A 15,823-nucleotide genomic window follows, 5' to 3' on the forward strand; every position below is an offset into this window, starting at 1 on the left:
GGGGGACGGGGCCGGGTCACGCATGCGCGTGGCCCGGCCCCTTCGCGTCAGGGCAGCTTCGCCGCCCATCCGGTCAGCGTGCCCGCATAGCGTTCCGGATCGCTCGCGTGCATCACGTGCATCGCGCTGGGGAAGGAGACATAGTCGATCTTCTGTCCCGCGCCTTTCACCAGTTCCTGCACCTTTTGCGCCTGCAGGTCCGAGATCGCGCCGATCAGCAGCCCGGTCGGCGGAATGGTGCGGCCATGATGCGTCATCAGCACCGGCACCTTGACCTGGGCCAGCATGCGGTCGTGCGGGCAGCTCTGCGCAACCGTGCCTTCGTAGAAGACGCGCGCCCATTCGGGGTCATATTCCTTGATGCTCTGCGGCGCCTCGGCGGGGGCGGGCAGCATCTGCAGTACCTTGACCGGCGAGGTCTTCACCGCGCGCAGATAGCCGTCCCAGTCGCCCACCTGCCACTGGTCGCCCAGATAATCCCGGTATAGCCGGAAGATCACACCGGCGATCGTCTGGCGGATGCCATGGCCATAAGCAGGCGTCAGTTCGGACGAGAAAAGCGGCGGATCCTCGTACATCGCGCCGCGGATCTGCCCCGGCAGCGCAAAGGCCGACAGCCATGCCGACAGCACGCCGCCCGAGCTGTTTCCTGCGACGATCACCGGCTTGCGGATCACCGTCGCGATGAACCGGACGAGATCGTTGCCCATATTGTCGAGGCTGTAGCGTCCCGGCGTCCAGCTGCTGCGCCCCTGCCCGCGCAGATCGACCGCGAAGATGTGGAAATCCTTCTCGAGCAGCTGCATCGCCTTTTCATAGGTCCACCATGATCCGGTCTGCTCGGGGATCAGCAGCAGCGCCGGTTTCGACGGCGAACCCGCCTCGGCATAGTTCATCCGGATCTCGCCCAGATCGACCTGCTTCTCCGGATAGGCGTGGGGCACATAGATGTTGCGTGCGGCAGGCGAAGGCGTCGCGGATTGCGCTCGTGCGCCGGCCGCAGCGAGGAGCGCCGGCGCGGTAGCCAATGCCAGGAATGCCCTCCGGTTCGCCGACGCCGTGCCGTTGCCGGAAGCTGGCTGGATCTCTTCGCGCATTCCAAACTCCTCTCTGAGCGACTCATAAACGGATAATCACTATCCGCTTGATGCCCTATCCCTAAAGTGGATAGAGTCAATCCGCTTTCAGGAACGCTCCAATGGACGATGCCGACACTCCCCTGCGCGCGGACGCGCAACGCAACCGTCAGCGGATCATCGCGGCGGCGGCGGCGGTGCTGGCCGAAAAGGGGCTGGGCGCCGGTTTCAACGAGATCGCGCACCGCGCGGGAGTCGGCGTCGGTACGATCTACCGGCATTTCCCCCGCCGCGAGGCGCTGATCGAAGCCGTGATGCACGGGCGGATCGCGGAAATGGACGGTTTCCTCGAACAGGCGCTCGCTGCACCCAGCGCCTGGGCGGCGTTCGAACTGGTCTTTCGCGGGGCGGTCGCGATGAACATCGCCAATCTGGGGGTGCGCGATGCGATCTTCGGCGTGGAAGGCGCCGATGGCAGGCTCGCCTCGCATCAGGAGGTGCTCGCCGGTCCGCTCGCGCAATTGCTCGACCGTGCTCGCGCCGAAGGCATGCTCCGCCCCGAGATCACCGTCGCCGATGTCGTGATGCTGATTCTGATGCTCGTCGAGTTCGGCCATCGCAGCCAGCCGGTCGCTCCCGATGCCGTGCGGCGCTATGTCGATCTGATCCTTGGCTCGCTGCGCGCGCGGCCCGATGCCCCGCCGCTCGGCGCCGAGCTTCCCGATGCCGATGCCCGCCGGATCGGCGCGGCGTGGATCGCTTTCAAACCATGACCGGGCCGAGGGGATAGCTTCGGGCAGCGCCTGCCGGCCCAACTGCCACGCAATTCGCCCCGCTGCAGGGGAAGCGGGTCAAGGATGTTCCTTCCCCGTCCCCGACGGCAAACTGCAGCGACGCGCCAAATAAATTCGCTTGTGGCATTCGGAAACGCCGCCAGCATGCGTCCTTGTAGTGATGCAGTTTCGTCTTTCCGCCAGGCCATGAAGCCCGCCCCCGAACCCGCGCGGTCCGATGTCGCGGCGATTGCGGACAGCTATCGTTCTGCGCTCTATGCGTTTTTCCTCCGGCGGCTGCGCAATCCGGCGGATGCCGAGGATGCCATTCAGGAGCTGTTCGCGGCGCTCAGCCGGCGCGGCACTCCGCAGGGAATCGAGAATGTCGAGCGTTACGTGTTCCAGGCCGCCGCGAACCAGCTGCGCGATCGTGCCCGGCGGGTGCGGGCGCGGCCACCGATCGACCTGCACGGCGGCGCCGATCCGCATGAGCAACTCGTCGACGAAATCTCGCCCGAGCGCGAACTGCTCGGCCGCGAAGCCTATGCCGGCTTCATCGCGGCGCTCCAGGAGCTGCCCCAGCGCGCGCGCGACGTGTTCGTGCTGAACCGGTTCGAGGAGATGACCGGGCGCGAGATCGCCTATCGCCTGGGCATCTCGCAGCGCCAGGTGGAGAAGGATATCAGCCGCGCGCTCTCCCATCTGCGGGAGCGGCTGTCGTGAGGGCCGCGGGCAACATGCCGCCGCTCAGCCGCAGCGAGGCGGTGATCTGGTGGGCGACGCGCCGTGCCGTCGACCCCGAGCGCTTCGCCAGCGATCCGCGCTTCGCCCGCTGGCTCGAGGATGCCGGCAACGCAGAGGCGTGGGAGCGGCAATTGGCGCTCGATGCAAGGATCGGCGGCTTCGCCTCGCGGCCCGAGCTGCTGGCGATGCGCAGCACCGCGCTCGAGACCATGCCGAGCTTCGGGCGCCGCAACCGCTACTGGATATCGGGCGCGCTCGCCGCCAGCCTGGTGCTGGCGATCGGTACGACGATCGTCGCCTCGCTGCCGCCCCAGGCGCAGATGCGCATCGACGGCCTGGCCAATGTCGAGCGGCTGACCGCCGCCAAGGCGGGCCGGCGCAACGTCACCATGCCTGACGGCTCGAAGATCGCGCTCAACGGCGGCACCGTGATGGAGACGCATTTCACCCGCGATCGCCGCGAGATCCGCCTGCTTTCGGGCCAGGCCTTCTTCCATGTCGCCAAGGATCCGTCGCGGCCCTTCATCGTGGCGGCGGGCAACCGGATGGTGACCGCCACCGGCACCAGCTTCAATGTCGAGATCGGCGCGGACGGCGAAGTGCGCGTGGTGCTGATCGAAGGCCATGTGCGCGTCGATCCGGTCGAGCGCAGCGGCTGGACGCGGCTGGTGCCGGCGCTGGCGCCGACCACCGAGCTTCAGCCCGGCGACGAGTTCGTCGCGCCGGTCGCAGGCGAGCCTGCCGTGAAGGTCGGCGATGTCGAGAAGGAGACCGCGTGGCAGCGTGGCCTGGTGATCCTGCGCGACGATCGGGTGGAAGAGGCGCTGCGCGCCTTCGGTCGCGCCTCCGATCTCAACCTCGATGCCGATCCCCGCGTCGCCGCGCTGCGCGTGAGCGGCGTGTTCCCGGCGGACCGGCCCGAGGATTTCGTCGCCGCGCTCGAGAATCTCTATCCGGTGGAGAGCCGCCGCACCGGCCGGTCGATCCTGCTCAGCCTGCGCGCCGACACGAAATCCGGTAAATCTGTAAAATAAATGCCACATCCCGTTCGGAATGGCGCGCCGCCTACGTCCTAATCCCCAAGGCGCCGTATCTCGGGGCCGGGGGAAATTTCCGGGGGGAAATGATGGGACGTACGCTTGGTATCAAGTTGATGACTTCGGTGTTGGCGACCAGCTCGGTCGCCGCGATCGCGGTGGCGCTGCCGGCGCCTGCCATGGCGCAGGCGGCGTCGGGCTTCTCGATCCCGGCACGCGACCTTGCCAGCGCGCTGGAGAGCTTCGCGCGGCAGAGCGGCAAGTCGATCATGTTCGAGCGCGAAAAGGTCATGGGGGCCCGCTCGACCGCGATCAAAGGGCGCATGAAGACCGAGGAAGCGCTGAAGCGGCTGCTCACGGGCACCGGCTTCACCTTCGAAAAAGCCAATGCCAACACCTTCGTGATCAAGCCGGTCGGCCCGGCGCGGGTGAGCGACGACGACAGCCAGCGCGAGGATCATGGCGCGCGGCCGGAGATCCTCGTCACCGGCCAGAAGGGCTGGACGCTCAACACCGACATCCGCCGCACCGAGGATGATTCCCAGCCCTTCGTGGTGTTCACCCATGAGGAAATCCAGCGCTCGGGCTCGAACAATGTCGAGGAATTCCTGCGCGATTATCTGAACTCCAACGTCGGCGGCCCGATGACGCAGGCGGGCGGGTCGAGCGGACAGAAGGGCTATGTGAACCTGCGCGGCCTCGGCACCGACGAGACGCTGATCCTGGTCGACGGCCGCCGCATCGCGCCGATCAACCTGGGCGGCGGCGTCAACCAGCCGATGGTGAGCAGCATTCCCATCAGTGCGGTCGAGCGGATCGAGGTGCTCGCCTCCGCTGCCTCGGGCATCTATGGCGGCAGCGCCACCGGCGGCGTGGTCAACATCATCCTCAAGCGCGATTATCGCGGGATCGATATCAGCAGCACGCTGGGCAGCAGCTACAACGGCGCCGCGAAGAACGGCCGCGTCGACTTCTCCGCCGGCGCCAACCTGTTCGGCGGCGGCACCCGGGTGATGGTCACCGGCAGCTGGCAGAAGACCAATCCGCTCTACTTCAAGGACGCGGACTATCTGACCGATTACGGCAAGCTCTACATCGCCGCCAATCCCGCGGTCCTGCCGTTCGGCAGGACGCCCAACATCCGCAGCACCACCGGTGCGAACCTCGTGCTCAAGGCCGCTTATGGCGGCCAGTCGCTCGGCTCGGCGATCACCTATGTCCCGCTCGGCTCGGCCGGCGTCGCCTCGCAGGGCGCGCTGGCGGTGGGCGCGGGGCTGCTCGCCAATGCCGGCCACTATAATTACGATCTCTCGCCGACCGCGCAGACCAGCGCGGGCGTCGCCGGCGCCTATGCGCGCGTGCTCACCGGCGTCGAGACGATCTCCGGTACCTTCGCGATCCGGCAGGACGTGACCAAGTGGCTCAACCTGTTCGTCGAGGCCGCCGGCGATCAGAGCAAGGGCACCTCGGTCAACAACATCCTCGACAGCACGGTCATCACGCTGGCGGCGACGGCGCCGAACAACCCGTTCCAGCAGGCGATCGCGGTCACCCTGCCGCTCTACTCGGACAACTTCCTCCACTATAAGACGCAGGGCATCCGCCTGACCGGCGGCGCGGTGCTCAAGCTGCCCTTCGGCTGGACGGGCGCGGCGGACTATTCGTGGAACCGCACCTCCTATGACAGCGAAAGCCCGCGCAGGGTCGTCAGTTCGCAGATCACCGGGCTGAGCAGCGGTGCGATCGACATCATCCGCGACGTCGCGGCCTACCCGATCGCCTATCAGCTGACTGACCTCGGCTCGTTCCAGGAGAATGTGCCCTCGACGGCGCAGACCACCTCGCTACGACTTGCCGGCCCGCTCCCGATCGGCCTGCCCGGCGGCAAGCCGACGCTCACCATGCAGCTGCAGCGGGTGAACACCACGCTGCCGGGCTCGGTGGGCTACAGCTCGGGTGCCACCGGCTCGTCGATCAGCTATCGCCCGCGGCGCGTGGTTTCGGCCGATAGCGGCTATTTCGAGGGGCGGATCCCGCTCTTCTCCGAGGCCAACCACATTCCCTTCCTCAACACGCTCGAGTTCCAGGTCGCCGGTCGATACGAGAAATATTCGGTCAGCGGCACGGTCAGCAGCACGCTTTGCTACAGCTTCACCGGGCGCCCGCTCACCGAGGCGGACCTCGACCTGCCATGCCCGCTGACGACCTCCGTCATCCGGTCCGGCACCAATTCGCGCTCGTCGTTCAACCCGACCTACAGCGTGAAGTGGAAGCCGGCCAAGGATCTGATGCTGCGTGCGTCCTACGCCACCGGCTATCGCCCGCCGAGCACCGATCAGCTGGTGTCCGCCGCCGGATCGTTCCTCGTCGTCGCGCAGGACCCGCAGCGCGGCAATGAATCGGTCGGCAACCCGGCGATCCCCGGCGGACTGGCCTTCGTGCCCGGCCTCACCGGCGGCAATCCGAACCTGCGGCCCGAACAGGCGACCAGCTACACCGCCGGCTTCGTGCTGACGCCGCAATATATCCCGCATCTGCGCCTGTCGGTGGACTGGACCGAGACCGACAAGCGCGACAATTACTTCGTGCCCTCGACGCTCTTTCTCGCCAATTCGGCGGGGTACAATGCGGCGGCGCAGACGCTGTTCAACCAGTTCCTCGCCGCCTATCCCGAGCGCTTCACCCGCTCGGGCGCGCTCGGTGCCTATAGCGTCGCGCCGATCACCTATATCGACGGCACGATTATCAACCTGGCCCGGGCGAATATCGGCGCGCTCGATTTCAACGGGAGCTACGAGACCGCGGTCGGCAACGGCACGCTCTATTTCAACCTGACCGCAAGCTGGCTGTACAAGTTCAAGGTCCAGGTTGCCGAGGGCGCGCCGATCACCAACTGGGCGGGCGTCGCCGGCACGGCGTTCTTCGGCGCCGGCGCCGATGGCGGCCCCGAATGGCGCGGCTCTGCCGCGATCCATTATGCCAGCGACAAATGGACCCTCGGCGCCGCGGCGCGCTACTACGACAGCTATTATTTCACGCCCGATCACCAGCGCAACGTGGTGCTCGGCAAGTCGATGATCCCGGCGCAGATCTATTTCGATCTCAACGGCAGCTATCGGCTGTTCGAGAAGACCGAATTCCGCGCCGGGGTCCGCAACCTGCTCAACAAGCAGCCGCCCTTCGATGGCACGAGCTACAGCCAGTTCGGCGATCCGCGGCGCGGCACCTGGTATTTCGGCATCTCGCAGAAATTCTGACGACTGAAGGCGACGTCGCAACGCGCCCGGGCTTCGCCGGGGTGTTGCGGCGCGCCCATATGGGAAAGGGTTATCATGAAGCGTATCGGTAAAGGCCTGCTGGGTTTCGCGCTGGTTTCAACCTGCCTCACCGGCATCGGCCACGCCCAGAAGGCGCCGGCCCGGCCCGGGGCGAAGAACCAGGCGGTAGCGGGCATCTCGATCCCCTATGAGGAATTCACCCTGCCCAACGGGCTGAAGGTGATCGTCCATACCGATCGCACCTCGCCGCTGGTCTCGGTCAATCTGTGGTTCCGCGTCGGCAGCCGCAACGAGACGCCGGGCCATACCGGCTTCGCGCACCTCTACGAGCATCTGATGTTCCAAGGCAGCGAGAACCATAAGGACGAGTATTTCCGCCCGTTCGAGCAGGTCGGCGCGACCGATCGCAACGGATCGACCAATACCGACTACACCAACTATTTCGAGACCGTGCCCACGCCGGCGCTCGACATGGCGCTGTGGATGGAATCCGATCGCATGGGGCATCTGCTCGGCGCGATCGACCAGAAGGCACTCGATGAGCAGCGCGGCGTCGTCCAGAACGAGAAGCGCCAGCGCGGCGGCCAGCCCGGCGCGATGGCGATCGACCATATCCTCGCCGGCCTCTATCCGGAGGGCCATCCCTATCGCCACACCCCGATCGGCTCGATGGCCGATCTCAACGCTGCCAGCCTTGAGGACGTCAAGAACTGGTATCGTAGCTGGTATGGCCCGAACAACGCCGTACTGGTGCTCGCCGGCGACATCGATCTCGCCACCGCGAAGGAGAAGGTCGCGCGCTATTTCGGCGATATCAAGCCGAGCGCCTCGGTGCCGATGCCCAAGCCCAATATCCCGGTGCTGACCAAGGACGCGCGCGAAACCTATCTCGATCGCGTAACCCAGAATCGCTTCTCGCGTTCGTGGCAGGCGCCGGAAGGCGCCAGCGCCGAAGCGCCTGCGCTCACGCTGTTCATGACCGTGTTCGGCGGCGGCTCGACCTCGCGGCTCTACAAGCGGCTGGTCAAGGACGAGAAGGTCTCGACCGGCGCCGGCGCTTTCTATTCGGGCAGCGTGCTGGCGGGGCGCCTAAGCATCGATGCCGCGATCAAGGACGGGATCGACAAGGCGCGCGTCGAAGCGCTGATCGACGAGGAGCTGAAGCGCCTGCTCGCCGAAGGGCCGACCCAGGCCGAGCTCGACCGCGCCCGCAATGTGTTCGTCACGCGCATGACCAAGGCGCTGCCCAAGCTCGCCTATCGCGCGCAGACGCTCAGCGAATGCGCGATCACCACCGGCAAGGCGGATTGCTGGCAGGACGAGATGCGCGGCTATCTCGCCGCGACGCCGGAAAGCGTGCGCGCCGCCGGGCAGAAGTGGCTGACCAGGCACAGCTTCACGCTCGACACGCAGAAGAGCGACGTCGCCGCCGCCTCGCGCCCCGAGCCGGTGGTCAACATCACCCGCGCCCCGGTGCCGGTGCCGCCGGCGGACACGCGCTTCAAGGCGAGCGGGCCGGGTGTCGACCGCAGCACCGGCGTGCCGCAGGTGACCAGCTTCCCGAAGTTCGATTTCCCGGCGCTCCAGCACGCCCGGCTGTCGAACGGCATCGAGCTGGTGCTGGTCGAGCGCCACAATGCGCCGACCGTGTCGTTCACGCTGATGATGCCCGGCGGCACCGTTGCCGACCGGCTTTCGGGCGGCAAGGTCAACCGCGCCTCGTTCGCGCCCGGCATGATGTCGGCGGGAACCACCAGCTATGACTCGACCCAGTTGAGCGAGCGCCAGCAGGAACTGGGCGCCAATGTGGGCTCGGGCGCCAGCCTCACCGATACCGGGGTCACGCTCAGCGCGCTCAGCGCCCGCCTGCCGGAATCGCTCGATCTGATGGCCGATGTGCTGTTTCACCCCAGCTTCGACGCCAGGGAGTTCGAGCGGCGCAAGGACCAGGCGATCGCCAGCATCAAGGCGGGCAAGGTCAACGGCCAGTCGATCGCCGGCCGCCTGATCAACCCGCTGCTCTACGGCGCCGGTCATCCGCTGGGCGAGATGATGACCGAGCAGGGCGTGGCGGCGCTTACGCGTGACGATCTGATCGCCTTCCAGCAGGCGCGCATCCGCCCTGACGGCGCGCGGATCATCATCGTCGGCGACACGACGATGGCGCAGATCCAGCCGATGCTCGAGGCGCGGTTCGGTGCGCCCTGGAAGCCGGCAGGTCCCTCGATCCAGGCGAGCGCACCCAGGGCCGCGCTGCCTGCCGGGGCCCGGGTGATCCTGGTCGATCAGCCGGGTGCGCCGCAGTCGCAAATCTTCGCGACGCAGCTCATCCCCGAAAGCGCCAACACGATGGAGAGCGATGCGTTCGGCGTCGCCAATGCCACGCTGGGCGGCGGCTTCATGTCGCGGCTCAACCTCAATCTGCGCGAGGACAAGCACTGGTCCTATGGCGCGGGATCGGGGACCGGCGACGGCAACGGTCAGGCGATCTGGTATGCCAACGCGTCGGTGCAGGCGGACAAGACCGCGGAATCGGCGAAGGAGATGCGTGGCGAGATCGATCGGCTGGCGAACGGCACTGCGCCGATCGGTCCCGCCGACGTCAAGCGCGCGCAGCTCGATCTCTATTCCTATCCGGGCCGCTTCGACACCGGCGACGCGATCGGCAGCGAAGTCATGAAGATCCTGCGCAAATCCTATCCCGAGGACTATGTCGAGCAGAAGATCGAGCGCATCCGCGCGATGACGCCCGCCCAGGCGCAGCAGGCATTCAGCCAGGCGATCCACCCCGAGGCGCTGACCTGGATCATCGTCGGCCCGCTCGACAAGATCGAGGCATCGGTCCGCGCGCTGGGTCTTGGCGAAGTTACCGTGCTCGATCCCGACGGCAATGTCGTGAAGAAGCCCTGACGAAGTCTCCGGCGGGCGGAAGTACGAATCCCTCCCCCGCCCCGCCGCGGCTGCGCCTCGAATCCTTAGCGGGGCGTGGCCGCGGCGTGCACCCATCCGACGATTTGCGCGGACTATCGCGCCCCGGCGATGGATCAGCGCAAGCGAACTCCGCGTACCGCGAAGGTCAGGAAAAGGGTCTGCTCTTCCTGTCCTTGCACTGGTTGCGGCGCATCGACTTTGGGCCCGGCGCGCGCTTCCTGGCTGGCGAGGCCTCGACAAACCCCAACGCGCTGCGAATGCGGTCGAACAAGCACGGGGTGCTCGCCCGCATTTTTAGCAGATTTCTCAGATTTTCCCAACCTGTCGCGCACATTCGCGCACAGGAAAATGGTGCCAGAAGAGAACCGACGAAATATTGACATCGATTTGAGATGATTTCTCAAACTATTTCTGACGCAGAAATTGTGCCCACAAATAGCACCACGATATCATTCCGCGTCAACGGTTCGAGTCCTGAGTTGCCAACCTTCTCCTTATCTCGCCGACACCGAACATATACTCTATGTCACCCGAAATGTCCATACTGACATCGGCGCACGCCCAAGAACTTGCTATGATGAACTTGTAGGAGGCTGCCGCCGTTGAACACACCGATGGCTCGCGCTGGTACAGATTGAGTTAGGTCCAGCACGGTGCCGGAGGATGGCGGCGAGTAACGTCTAGAGAAGCGTCGGCAACGGTTCGGCGGGCGGAGTGCCGTGAACCTGGCGGACCGTGAGACTGCCGGCCGGAAGGATGCGCAGCACTCCTGCGGCGGGAGTAGCAGGGTCGAGCCACGCTGCCCATTGATCGCGCGCGAGGGGAATGACCTGTCGATGGTGATATGGCGCTACATCAGGACCAGCATCCAACGTCAGCATCGTGAAGGCCTCGCCGATCACCGGATCCCTGCGCCAGATTCCGGCAATGGCAAACCAGTCGTGATCATTGAGCGTGAACAGCCACTTGTTCTGCCGTTTCTGCTTCGGATCATCGGACTTGGTGAATTCGTAGAACCCGTCGGCGAGGATGAGGCACCGATTGGCCGCGAACTCGCGGCCCTCCGCGCGATAGTTATAGACCGGCTTGCCCGTCGGTCCCGGCCAGCTCCATCGTCTGTTGACCAGTGCGCCTCGCCCGCTCTCGCCCTGCGGATTGGTGACGATCGGAGCGACGTCGGTGATCTTGATGTCCTCGCGCGCGGCCACATTGGGTGTGCCCTCCGGCGTATCGATGTCGATCTCCAGCTCGTCGAAATCCTCGATGATCGAGGCGATGTCCACCTCGAGGCGATAGTCATTGCACATGAGAGATCCTCGATTTGCACGCAGGCTTCGTTCGCATTATGTTCTCGCCATGCAAGCGAGTCCCTTCGAGTCGGATGCACCCTTTGGCAGCCGCAAGATCATCATCCGGCGCAACCCGCGGTCGGGCAAGCCCCAGGCGATCGAGGCCAGCTGGGGGCTCGAGCCGTGGGAGCCGGACGGCAAGCCTTTCAGGTTCATTCGCTCCGAAGGCCGGACATTCCCCCATCAGCGCTGCCTGGTGCCAGCGAGCGAATTCCAGGTGACCAATGGCGAGCGCAAGTTCCGCGTCACGCTCGACGACGGGAATTTTTTCTATCTTGCCGGGATCTGGCGCCCCAGCTCGGGCGAGCGTGACGTCAGCTACGCGATCATCACGATTCCGGCCAATCCGGACATATTCTTCTACCAGGAGCGTCAGGGCGCCGTGTTGCTTCGGCGTGAGAACATGGCCTGGCTCGACTTCACTCAACCCCAATCCGAGCTGCTGAGGGCGCTGCCCAAGCACAGCTATCAGATCGAGGAAGTGGGCAAGCGGGGCCTCGCCGACCGCCAGCGCATGCTGGCTCTTTGATCGAGATCGCACATGTTCAGCCAGACATCTCCCATGACCGCGCCCGTCCAGCTAGCCTCCGCGGCGACCGCGCAACTCAATTCGGTTGCGCTGACAGGCCCCCAGATCGCCGCGGCGCTCCAGATCCTTGCGGGGTTACCGGAGCGGCAACGCGACGATCCGCTTGCACAGGCGGTTGCGCTTCAGACCTACGCGCTCGATGCGGGCTTTTCCGACGTAGCGATCGCCGGTGCGGCGCTGCACGCACGCGTTACGGCTCTCGCGAAATGGACGGCTCTGCACGACCCGCTACGGCAATCAGATCCGGAAGCGGCGATCGAAGCGACGGCCCGCCACCCGCTTGTCGAAGCGGATGGCGGAATTGGCTTCGAAGGTGCGGCCTTTCAGGAAATGATCCTCTTCATCGAGGAATTGCCCTGGTAGCGTCCGGCCGGATCGAGCGACTACCGCCTATCGTTTGAAATAGGCTGCGACCGCATCGGCTCCGTTGCCGACGGCATCGACGGCCTCCTGCAGACGTTCTCGGCTCACGCCGAACCTGTCCGTCCAATATTGCACCTCGTAATCCTCACCCATTGCGATGCGGGAGCTGTCCTGCGGCGCGCGCAGGGTCTTGTTGTCCGCCATGTCGGCCTCCTCTTTTGCTGAGGGCCCAACGCTTCCGATTCCCGTGAGTTTCCGGTGGGTTGCGTCGGAGCGGAACGAACCGTTGCTGAATCGAGTCTAGGAGAGATGGCACGCATGGCCGTCAAATCCGTCAATCCTCCCCGGCGCCGCAAAGGCTCCTCCCTCAAGGATGCCCAGAAGCCACCGGCGTTTCGTCCTGTGCAACTCGCCCAGCTCGTCGACACCGTTCCGGCGGGCGATCGCTGGCTTCATGAAATGAAGTATGACGGGTACCGCACGCTCATCGCGATCGGCGGCGGCGATGCGCGCGGATATACCCGCTCCGGCCTCGACTGGTCCGATCGCTACCCGGCGATCCTCGAAGAGGCACGGTCGCTCGCTGTCTCTTCGGCGTTGATTGACGGCGAGGCGGTCGTGCTCGACCGCGACGGCCGCTCCAGCTTCCAGGCGCTTCAGAATGCGCTCAAGGGCGCGCCCGGACAGATCGATTTCTATGCCTTCGATTTGCTCGAACTGAACGGTGAAGACCTGACCGGGCTTCCACTCCTTGAGCGCAAGCAGCGGCTCCAGGCGATCCTTCCCGCGGGCTCAAGCCGCCTGCGCTATTCCGAACATATCGTCGGCAATGGCGAGCGGCTGCTCGGCCAGTTCTGCGGGGCCGGTCTCGAGGGCGTGATCTCCAAGCTCGCGTCGAGCAAATATGTCGGGTCGCGCTCGGGAAGCTGGGTCAAGACCAAGTGCATCAAGCGGCAGGAATTCGTGATCGTCGGCTGGACGCCTTCGGACAAGTCGCGAACTTTCCGTTCGCTCATCCTTGGTCTCCACGATCAGGGCCATCTTCGCTACGCTGGCAAGGTCGGGACCGGTTTCGGCACCGACGAACTATTCCGGCTCATGGAGTTGATGCGCCCCCTCGAGATCGAGGGTCCCACCGTCGAGGCCCCGCGCGCCGAGGTTCGGGGAGCGCACTGGATCGTGCCGAAGCTGGTCGCGGAGATCGCCTATACCGAGATGACCAACGAGGGGACGCTGCGTCATCCCAGCTATCTGGGTCTTCGGGCCGATAAGAAGCCCGAGGCGGTGGTGCTGGAGACGGAAGCGCCTGCCGCCACGGCGGGCGCGCCCGGTTCAGGCGTGAAGATCAGCAATCGCGAACGTGTGATCTATCCGGAAAGCGCGATCACGAAGGGCGAACTTGCGGACTATTACGAAGCGGTCGCGCCGATCATGCTGCCCTGGGTCGGATCGCGACCGATCAGTCTGGTGCGATGCCCGCAGGGGCGTGCCCGGAAGTGCTTCTTCCAGAAGCATGACGCGGGGAGTTTCGGGGATGCCGTCCGGCATGTCGGCATACTGGAGAAGGACGGCCATGAGGAGCCCTATCTCTATATCGACACGCCCGCCGGCCTGATGACCTGCGTCCAGATGGGCACGATCGAGTTTCACGGCTGGGGCGCAAGGATCGAGGATGTCGAAAAGGCCGACCGGCTGGTGTTCGATCTCGACCCGGACGTTGGCCTAGACTTCGAGAATGTGAGGACAGCTGCCTTCCATTTCCGCGATATCCTGCGCTCGATCGGGCTGGAGACCTTCCCCATGCTTACCGGCGGCAAGGGCGTGCATGTCATCGCACCCCTGACTCCGCGCGCGGAGTGGCCGGAGGTGAAGGACTTTGCGCACCGGCTGGCGCTCGCGGTCGCGCAAAGCGACCCGGAGAATTTCACGGCGGCGCTGCCGAAGGCACAGCGCAAGGGCCGGATCTTCGTCGATTATCTGCGCAACCAGCGCGGGGCGACCGCAGTGATGCCCTATGCCGTGCGTGCCCGGGAGGGGGCGCCCGTGGCGGCGCCGATCACCTGGAAGGAAATGGAAACGATCGACAAGCCTTCACACTTCTGCATCCGAGACGCGGGCGAGCTGCTACGGCGCGCCGGATCCAAGGCGCTGTCCAACTGGGGTCGCGCCGATCAGGAACTCCCGGACCTGTGAAGATCGCCACCTATAATGTGAACGGCGTGAACGGCCGGCTACCGGTGCTGTTGCGCTGGCTGAAGCTGGCCGAACCCGACATCGTATGCCTCCAGGAGTTGAAGGCCCCGCAGGACAAGTTTCCGGAAAAACCCATCCGGGACCTCGGCTATGAGGTCGTCTGGCACGGGCAGAGCCGCTGGAACGGCGTCGCGCTCCTCAGCAGGGTCGGCGAAATCCACGAGACGCGGCGAGGGCTGCCCGGCGACCCCGAGGACGTTCAGAGCCGCTACCTCGAGGCCGCGATCGGCGGAGTGCTGGTAGCTGGTCTCTATCTTCCTAACGGCAATCCGCGGCCGGGACCCAAATTCGACTTCAAGCTGCGCTGGTTCGAGCGCCTGCACCAGCACATGGCCGGGCTGGTCGCCTTAGATGCACCAGTGATCGTCGCGGGCGACTATAACGTCATGCCGACCGATCTGGACGTCTACGTGCCCGACCGCTGGCGCGACGACGCGCTTTTCGCGCCGGAGGTGAAGCAAGCCTATTTCCGGATCCTCAACCAGGGATGGACGGACGCGCTACGCCATATGCATCCGGACGAGACGATCTACACCTTCTGGAAGTATCTACGCTTTGCCTTCGAGCGGAACGCGGGCCTGCGGATCGATCACCTTCTACTCAACCCGGTCGCTGCCCGAAGACTGATCGCGGCGGAAGTCGACAGGCGCCCGCGTGGCTGGGAGAAGACGAGCGATCACGCCCCCGTGTGGGTCGAACTATCGGATTGACCAGGACGGACCGCGTCCTCGAGACCGGCGAACCATTCGGCGTAGTCGGTGGTCCTCGCCATGCGCCGGTTCAGGTCCGGTGCGCCGTCGTCCCACCAGACCGGCCCGCGCTCGCCCAAGGCATGCTTCGCGCGATCGACCGCGGCGCGCGCCTCGGCCTCTCCGGATGGGTCGTCACGCCGCTTCGCAACGCCGACCGCCCGCCTGGCAGCCATCAGGGCATGCACGAGCGTCTCTCGCTCGCGGTCAGGCAAAGCGGGATTAGCCATCCGCCAGAGCCGTCCGCGCACGACGAAATACCGACGGTCCGGCGTCACCGGATATTTGCCGGCAGGACCTACCTTTTCCACCATCAGCGTAGCTGGCTGTCCTTGCTCCCGCGCCGGTTGATTCCGGTGGAGCGGACCGCCGCATCGCGATCGGACTGGCAAGGAATGCAGGTGCGGCTTGCCGGCTGCGCCTTGCGCCGGGCCTCGGGAATCTCTTCTCTGCAATCCTCGCAATACCGCGTGCCTTCGCCGGTCGCGAGTCTCGCCCGCGCAAGGCTCACTGCGTCGGTGACGGTATCCTCGATCTGCTCCTGAACGGCGCCATCTTGCGCCCAGCCATTGGCCATTTCCGATCCTCTCTGCACGGGAACGCGCGGCGCGCTCCTGGGTGCCGACAAGTGAAACGCGAAGGGCCGCCCTTTCGGACGGCCCTTCCATTGTCATCCGAACC

14 protein-coding genes are annotated in these 15,823 nt (G+C 65.5%); 9 read left to right on the forward strand and 5 right to left on the reverse strand.

What is annotated here, in order from left to right; all coding sequences use genetic code 11:
- Positions 1–47: 47 nt before the first annotated feature.
- Positions 48–1,097: an alpha/beta hydrolase gene (locus P6144_RS16070; protein ID WP_277768810.1), complete on the reverse strand. Its 1,050-nt coding sequence runs from the start codon at positions 1,095–1,097 to the stop codon at positions 48–50.
- 101 nt (positions 1,098–1,198) lie between these two features.
- Between P6144_RS16070 and P6144_RS16075 the strand changes: the two genes are divergently transcribed.
- The 5 genes from P6144_RS16075 (at position 1,199) to P6144_RS16095 (ending at position 9,818) form a co-directional block, all read left to right on the forward strand.
- Positions 1,199–1,849, forward strand: a complete 651-nt coding sequence (locus P6144_RS16075) for a TetR/AcrR family transcriptional regulator (protein WP_277768811.1) — start codon at positions 1,199–1,201, stop codon at positions 1,847–1,849.
- Positions 1,850–2,056: 207 nt separating this feature from the next.
- The gene (locus P6144_RS16080) at positions 2,057–2,572 is read left to right on the forward strand and encodes a sigma-70 family RNA polymerase sigma factor (protein WP_277768812.1); all 516 of its coding nucleotides are present in this window, start codon (positions 2,057–2,059) and stop codon (positions 2,570–2,572) included.
- Entirely contained in the window at positions 2,569–3,627 is a 1,059-nt protein-coding gene (locus P6144_RS16085; protein WP_277768813.1) for a FecR domain-containing protein, read from the forward strand. Before P6144_RS16080 ends, P6144_RS16085 begins: the two co-directional genes overlap by 4 nt.
- A gap of 119 nt (positions 3,628–3,746) precedes the next feature.
- Positions 3,747–6,887 carry a TonB-dependent receptor gene (locus P6144_RS16090; RefSeq protein WP_277768814.1) on the forward strand — a complete coding sequence of 1,047 codons (3,141 nt, stop codon included), beginning with the start codon at positions 3,747–3,749 and terminating at the stop codon, positions 6,885–6,887.
- A 75-nt stretch (positions 6,888–6,962) separates the two neighbouring features.
- Entirely contained in the window at positions 6,963–9,818 is a 2,856-nt protein-coding gene (locus tag P6144_RS16095) for a pitrilysin family protein (RefSeq protein WP_277768815.1), read from the forward strand.
- Between the two features lie 701 nt (positions 9,819–10,519).
- Here P6144_RS16095 and P6144_RS16100 read toward each other — a convergent pair.
- A complete protein-coding gene (locus tag P6144_RS16100) occupies positions 10,520–11,146 on the reverse strand; it encodes an SOS response-associated peptidase (RefSeq protein WP_277768816.1) in 627 nt (208 codons plus the stop codon).
- A gap of 49 nt (positions 11,147–11,195) precedes the next feature.
- Here P6144_RS16100 and P6144_RS16105 point away from each other — a divergent pair, with 49 nt between their 5' ends.
- Together P6144_RS16105 and P6144_RS16110 are read left to right on the forward strand one after the other, a co-directional pair.
- On the forward strand, positions 11,196–11,717 hold the full coding sequence (locus P6144_RS16105) for an SOS response-associated peptidase family protein (RefSeq protein ID WP_277768817.1): 522 nt from the start codon (positions 11,196–11,198) through the stop codon (positions 11,715–11,717).
- Between the two features lie 33 nt (positions 11,718–11,750).
- Entirely contained in the window at positions 11,751–12,140 is a 390-nt protein-coding gene (locus tag P6144_RS16110; protein ID WP_277768818.1) for a hypothetical protein, read from the forward strand.
- 27 nt (positions 12,141–12,167) lie between these two features.
- Here the strand turns inward: P6144_RS16110 and P6144_RS16115 are convergent, their stop codons facing one another.
- On the reverse strand, positions 12,168–12,344 hold the full coding sequence (locus P6144_RS16115) for a DUF3606 domain-containing protein (protein WP_277768819.1): 177 nt from the start codon (positions 12,342–12,344) through the stop codon (positions 12,168–12,170).
- Between the two features lie 105 nt (positions 12,345–12,449).
- On the opposite strand from P6144_RS16115, the gene ligD reads away from it, so the two are divergent.
- Both ligD and xth read left to right on the forward strand, forming a co-directional pair.
- Positions 12,450–14,333, forward strand: coding sequence for a DNA ligase D (gene ligD / locus P6144_RS16120; RefSeq protein WP_277768820.1), 1,884 nt, complete (start codon positions 12,450–12,452; stop codon positions 14,331–14,333).
- Positions 14,330–15,103, forward strand: a complete 774-nt coding sequence (gene xth / locus P6144_RS16125; RefSeq protein WP_277768821.1) for an exodeoxyribonuclease III — start codon at positions 14,330–14,332, stop codon at positions 15,101–15,103. The genes ligD and xth overlap by 4 nt, the downstream gene beginning before the upstream one ends.
- On the opposite strand, the gene P6144_RS16130 is transcribed toward xth, so the two are convergent.
- Positions 15,070–15,456 carry a hypothetical protein gene (locus P6144_RS16130; RefSeq protein WP_277768822.1) on the reverse strand — a complete coding sequence of 129 codons (387 nt, stop codon included), beginning with the start codon at positions 15,454–15,456 and terminating at the stop codon, positions 15,070–15,072. The genes xth and P6144_RS16130 overlap by 34 nt on opposite strands.
- Complete coding sequence (locus P6144_RS16135; RefSeq protein ID WP_277768823.1) at positions 15,456–15,719, reverse strand: DksA/TraR family C4-type zinc finger protein; 264 nt, start codon at positions 15,717–15,719, stop codon at positions 15,456–15,458. The genes P6144_RS16130 and P6144_RS16135 overlap by 1 nt, the downstream gene beginning before the upstream one ends.
- Positions 15,720–15,823: the final 104 nt, after the last annotated feature.

Source organism: Sphingomonas sp. HITSZ_GF (genome assembly GCF_029543155.1).
GTDB lineage: Bacteria > Pseudomonadota > Alphaproteobacteria > Sphingomonadales > Sphingomonadaceae > Sphingomonas.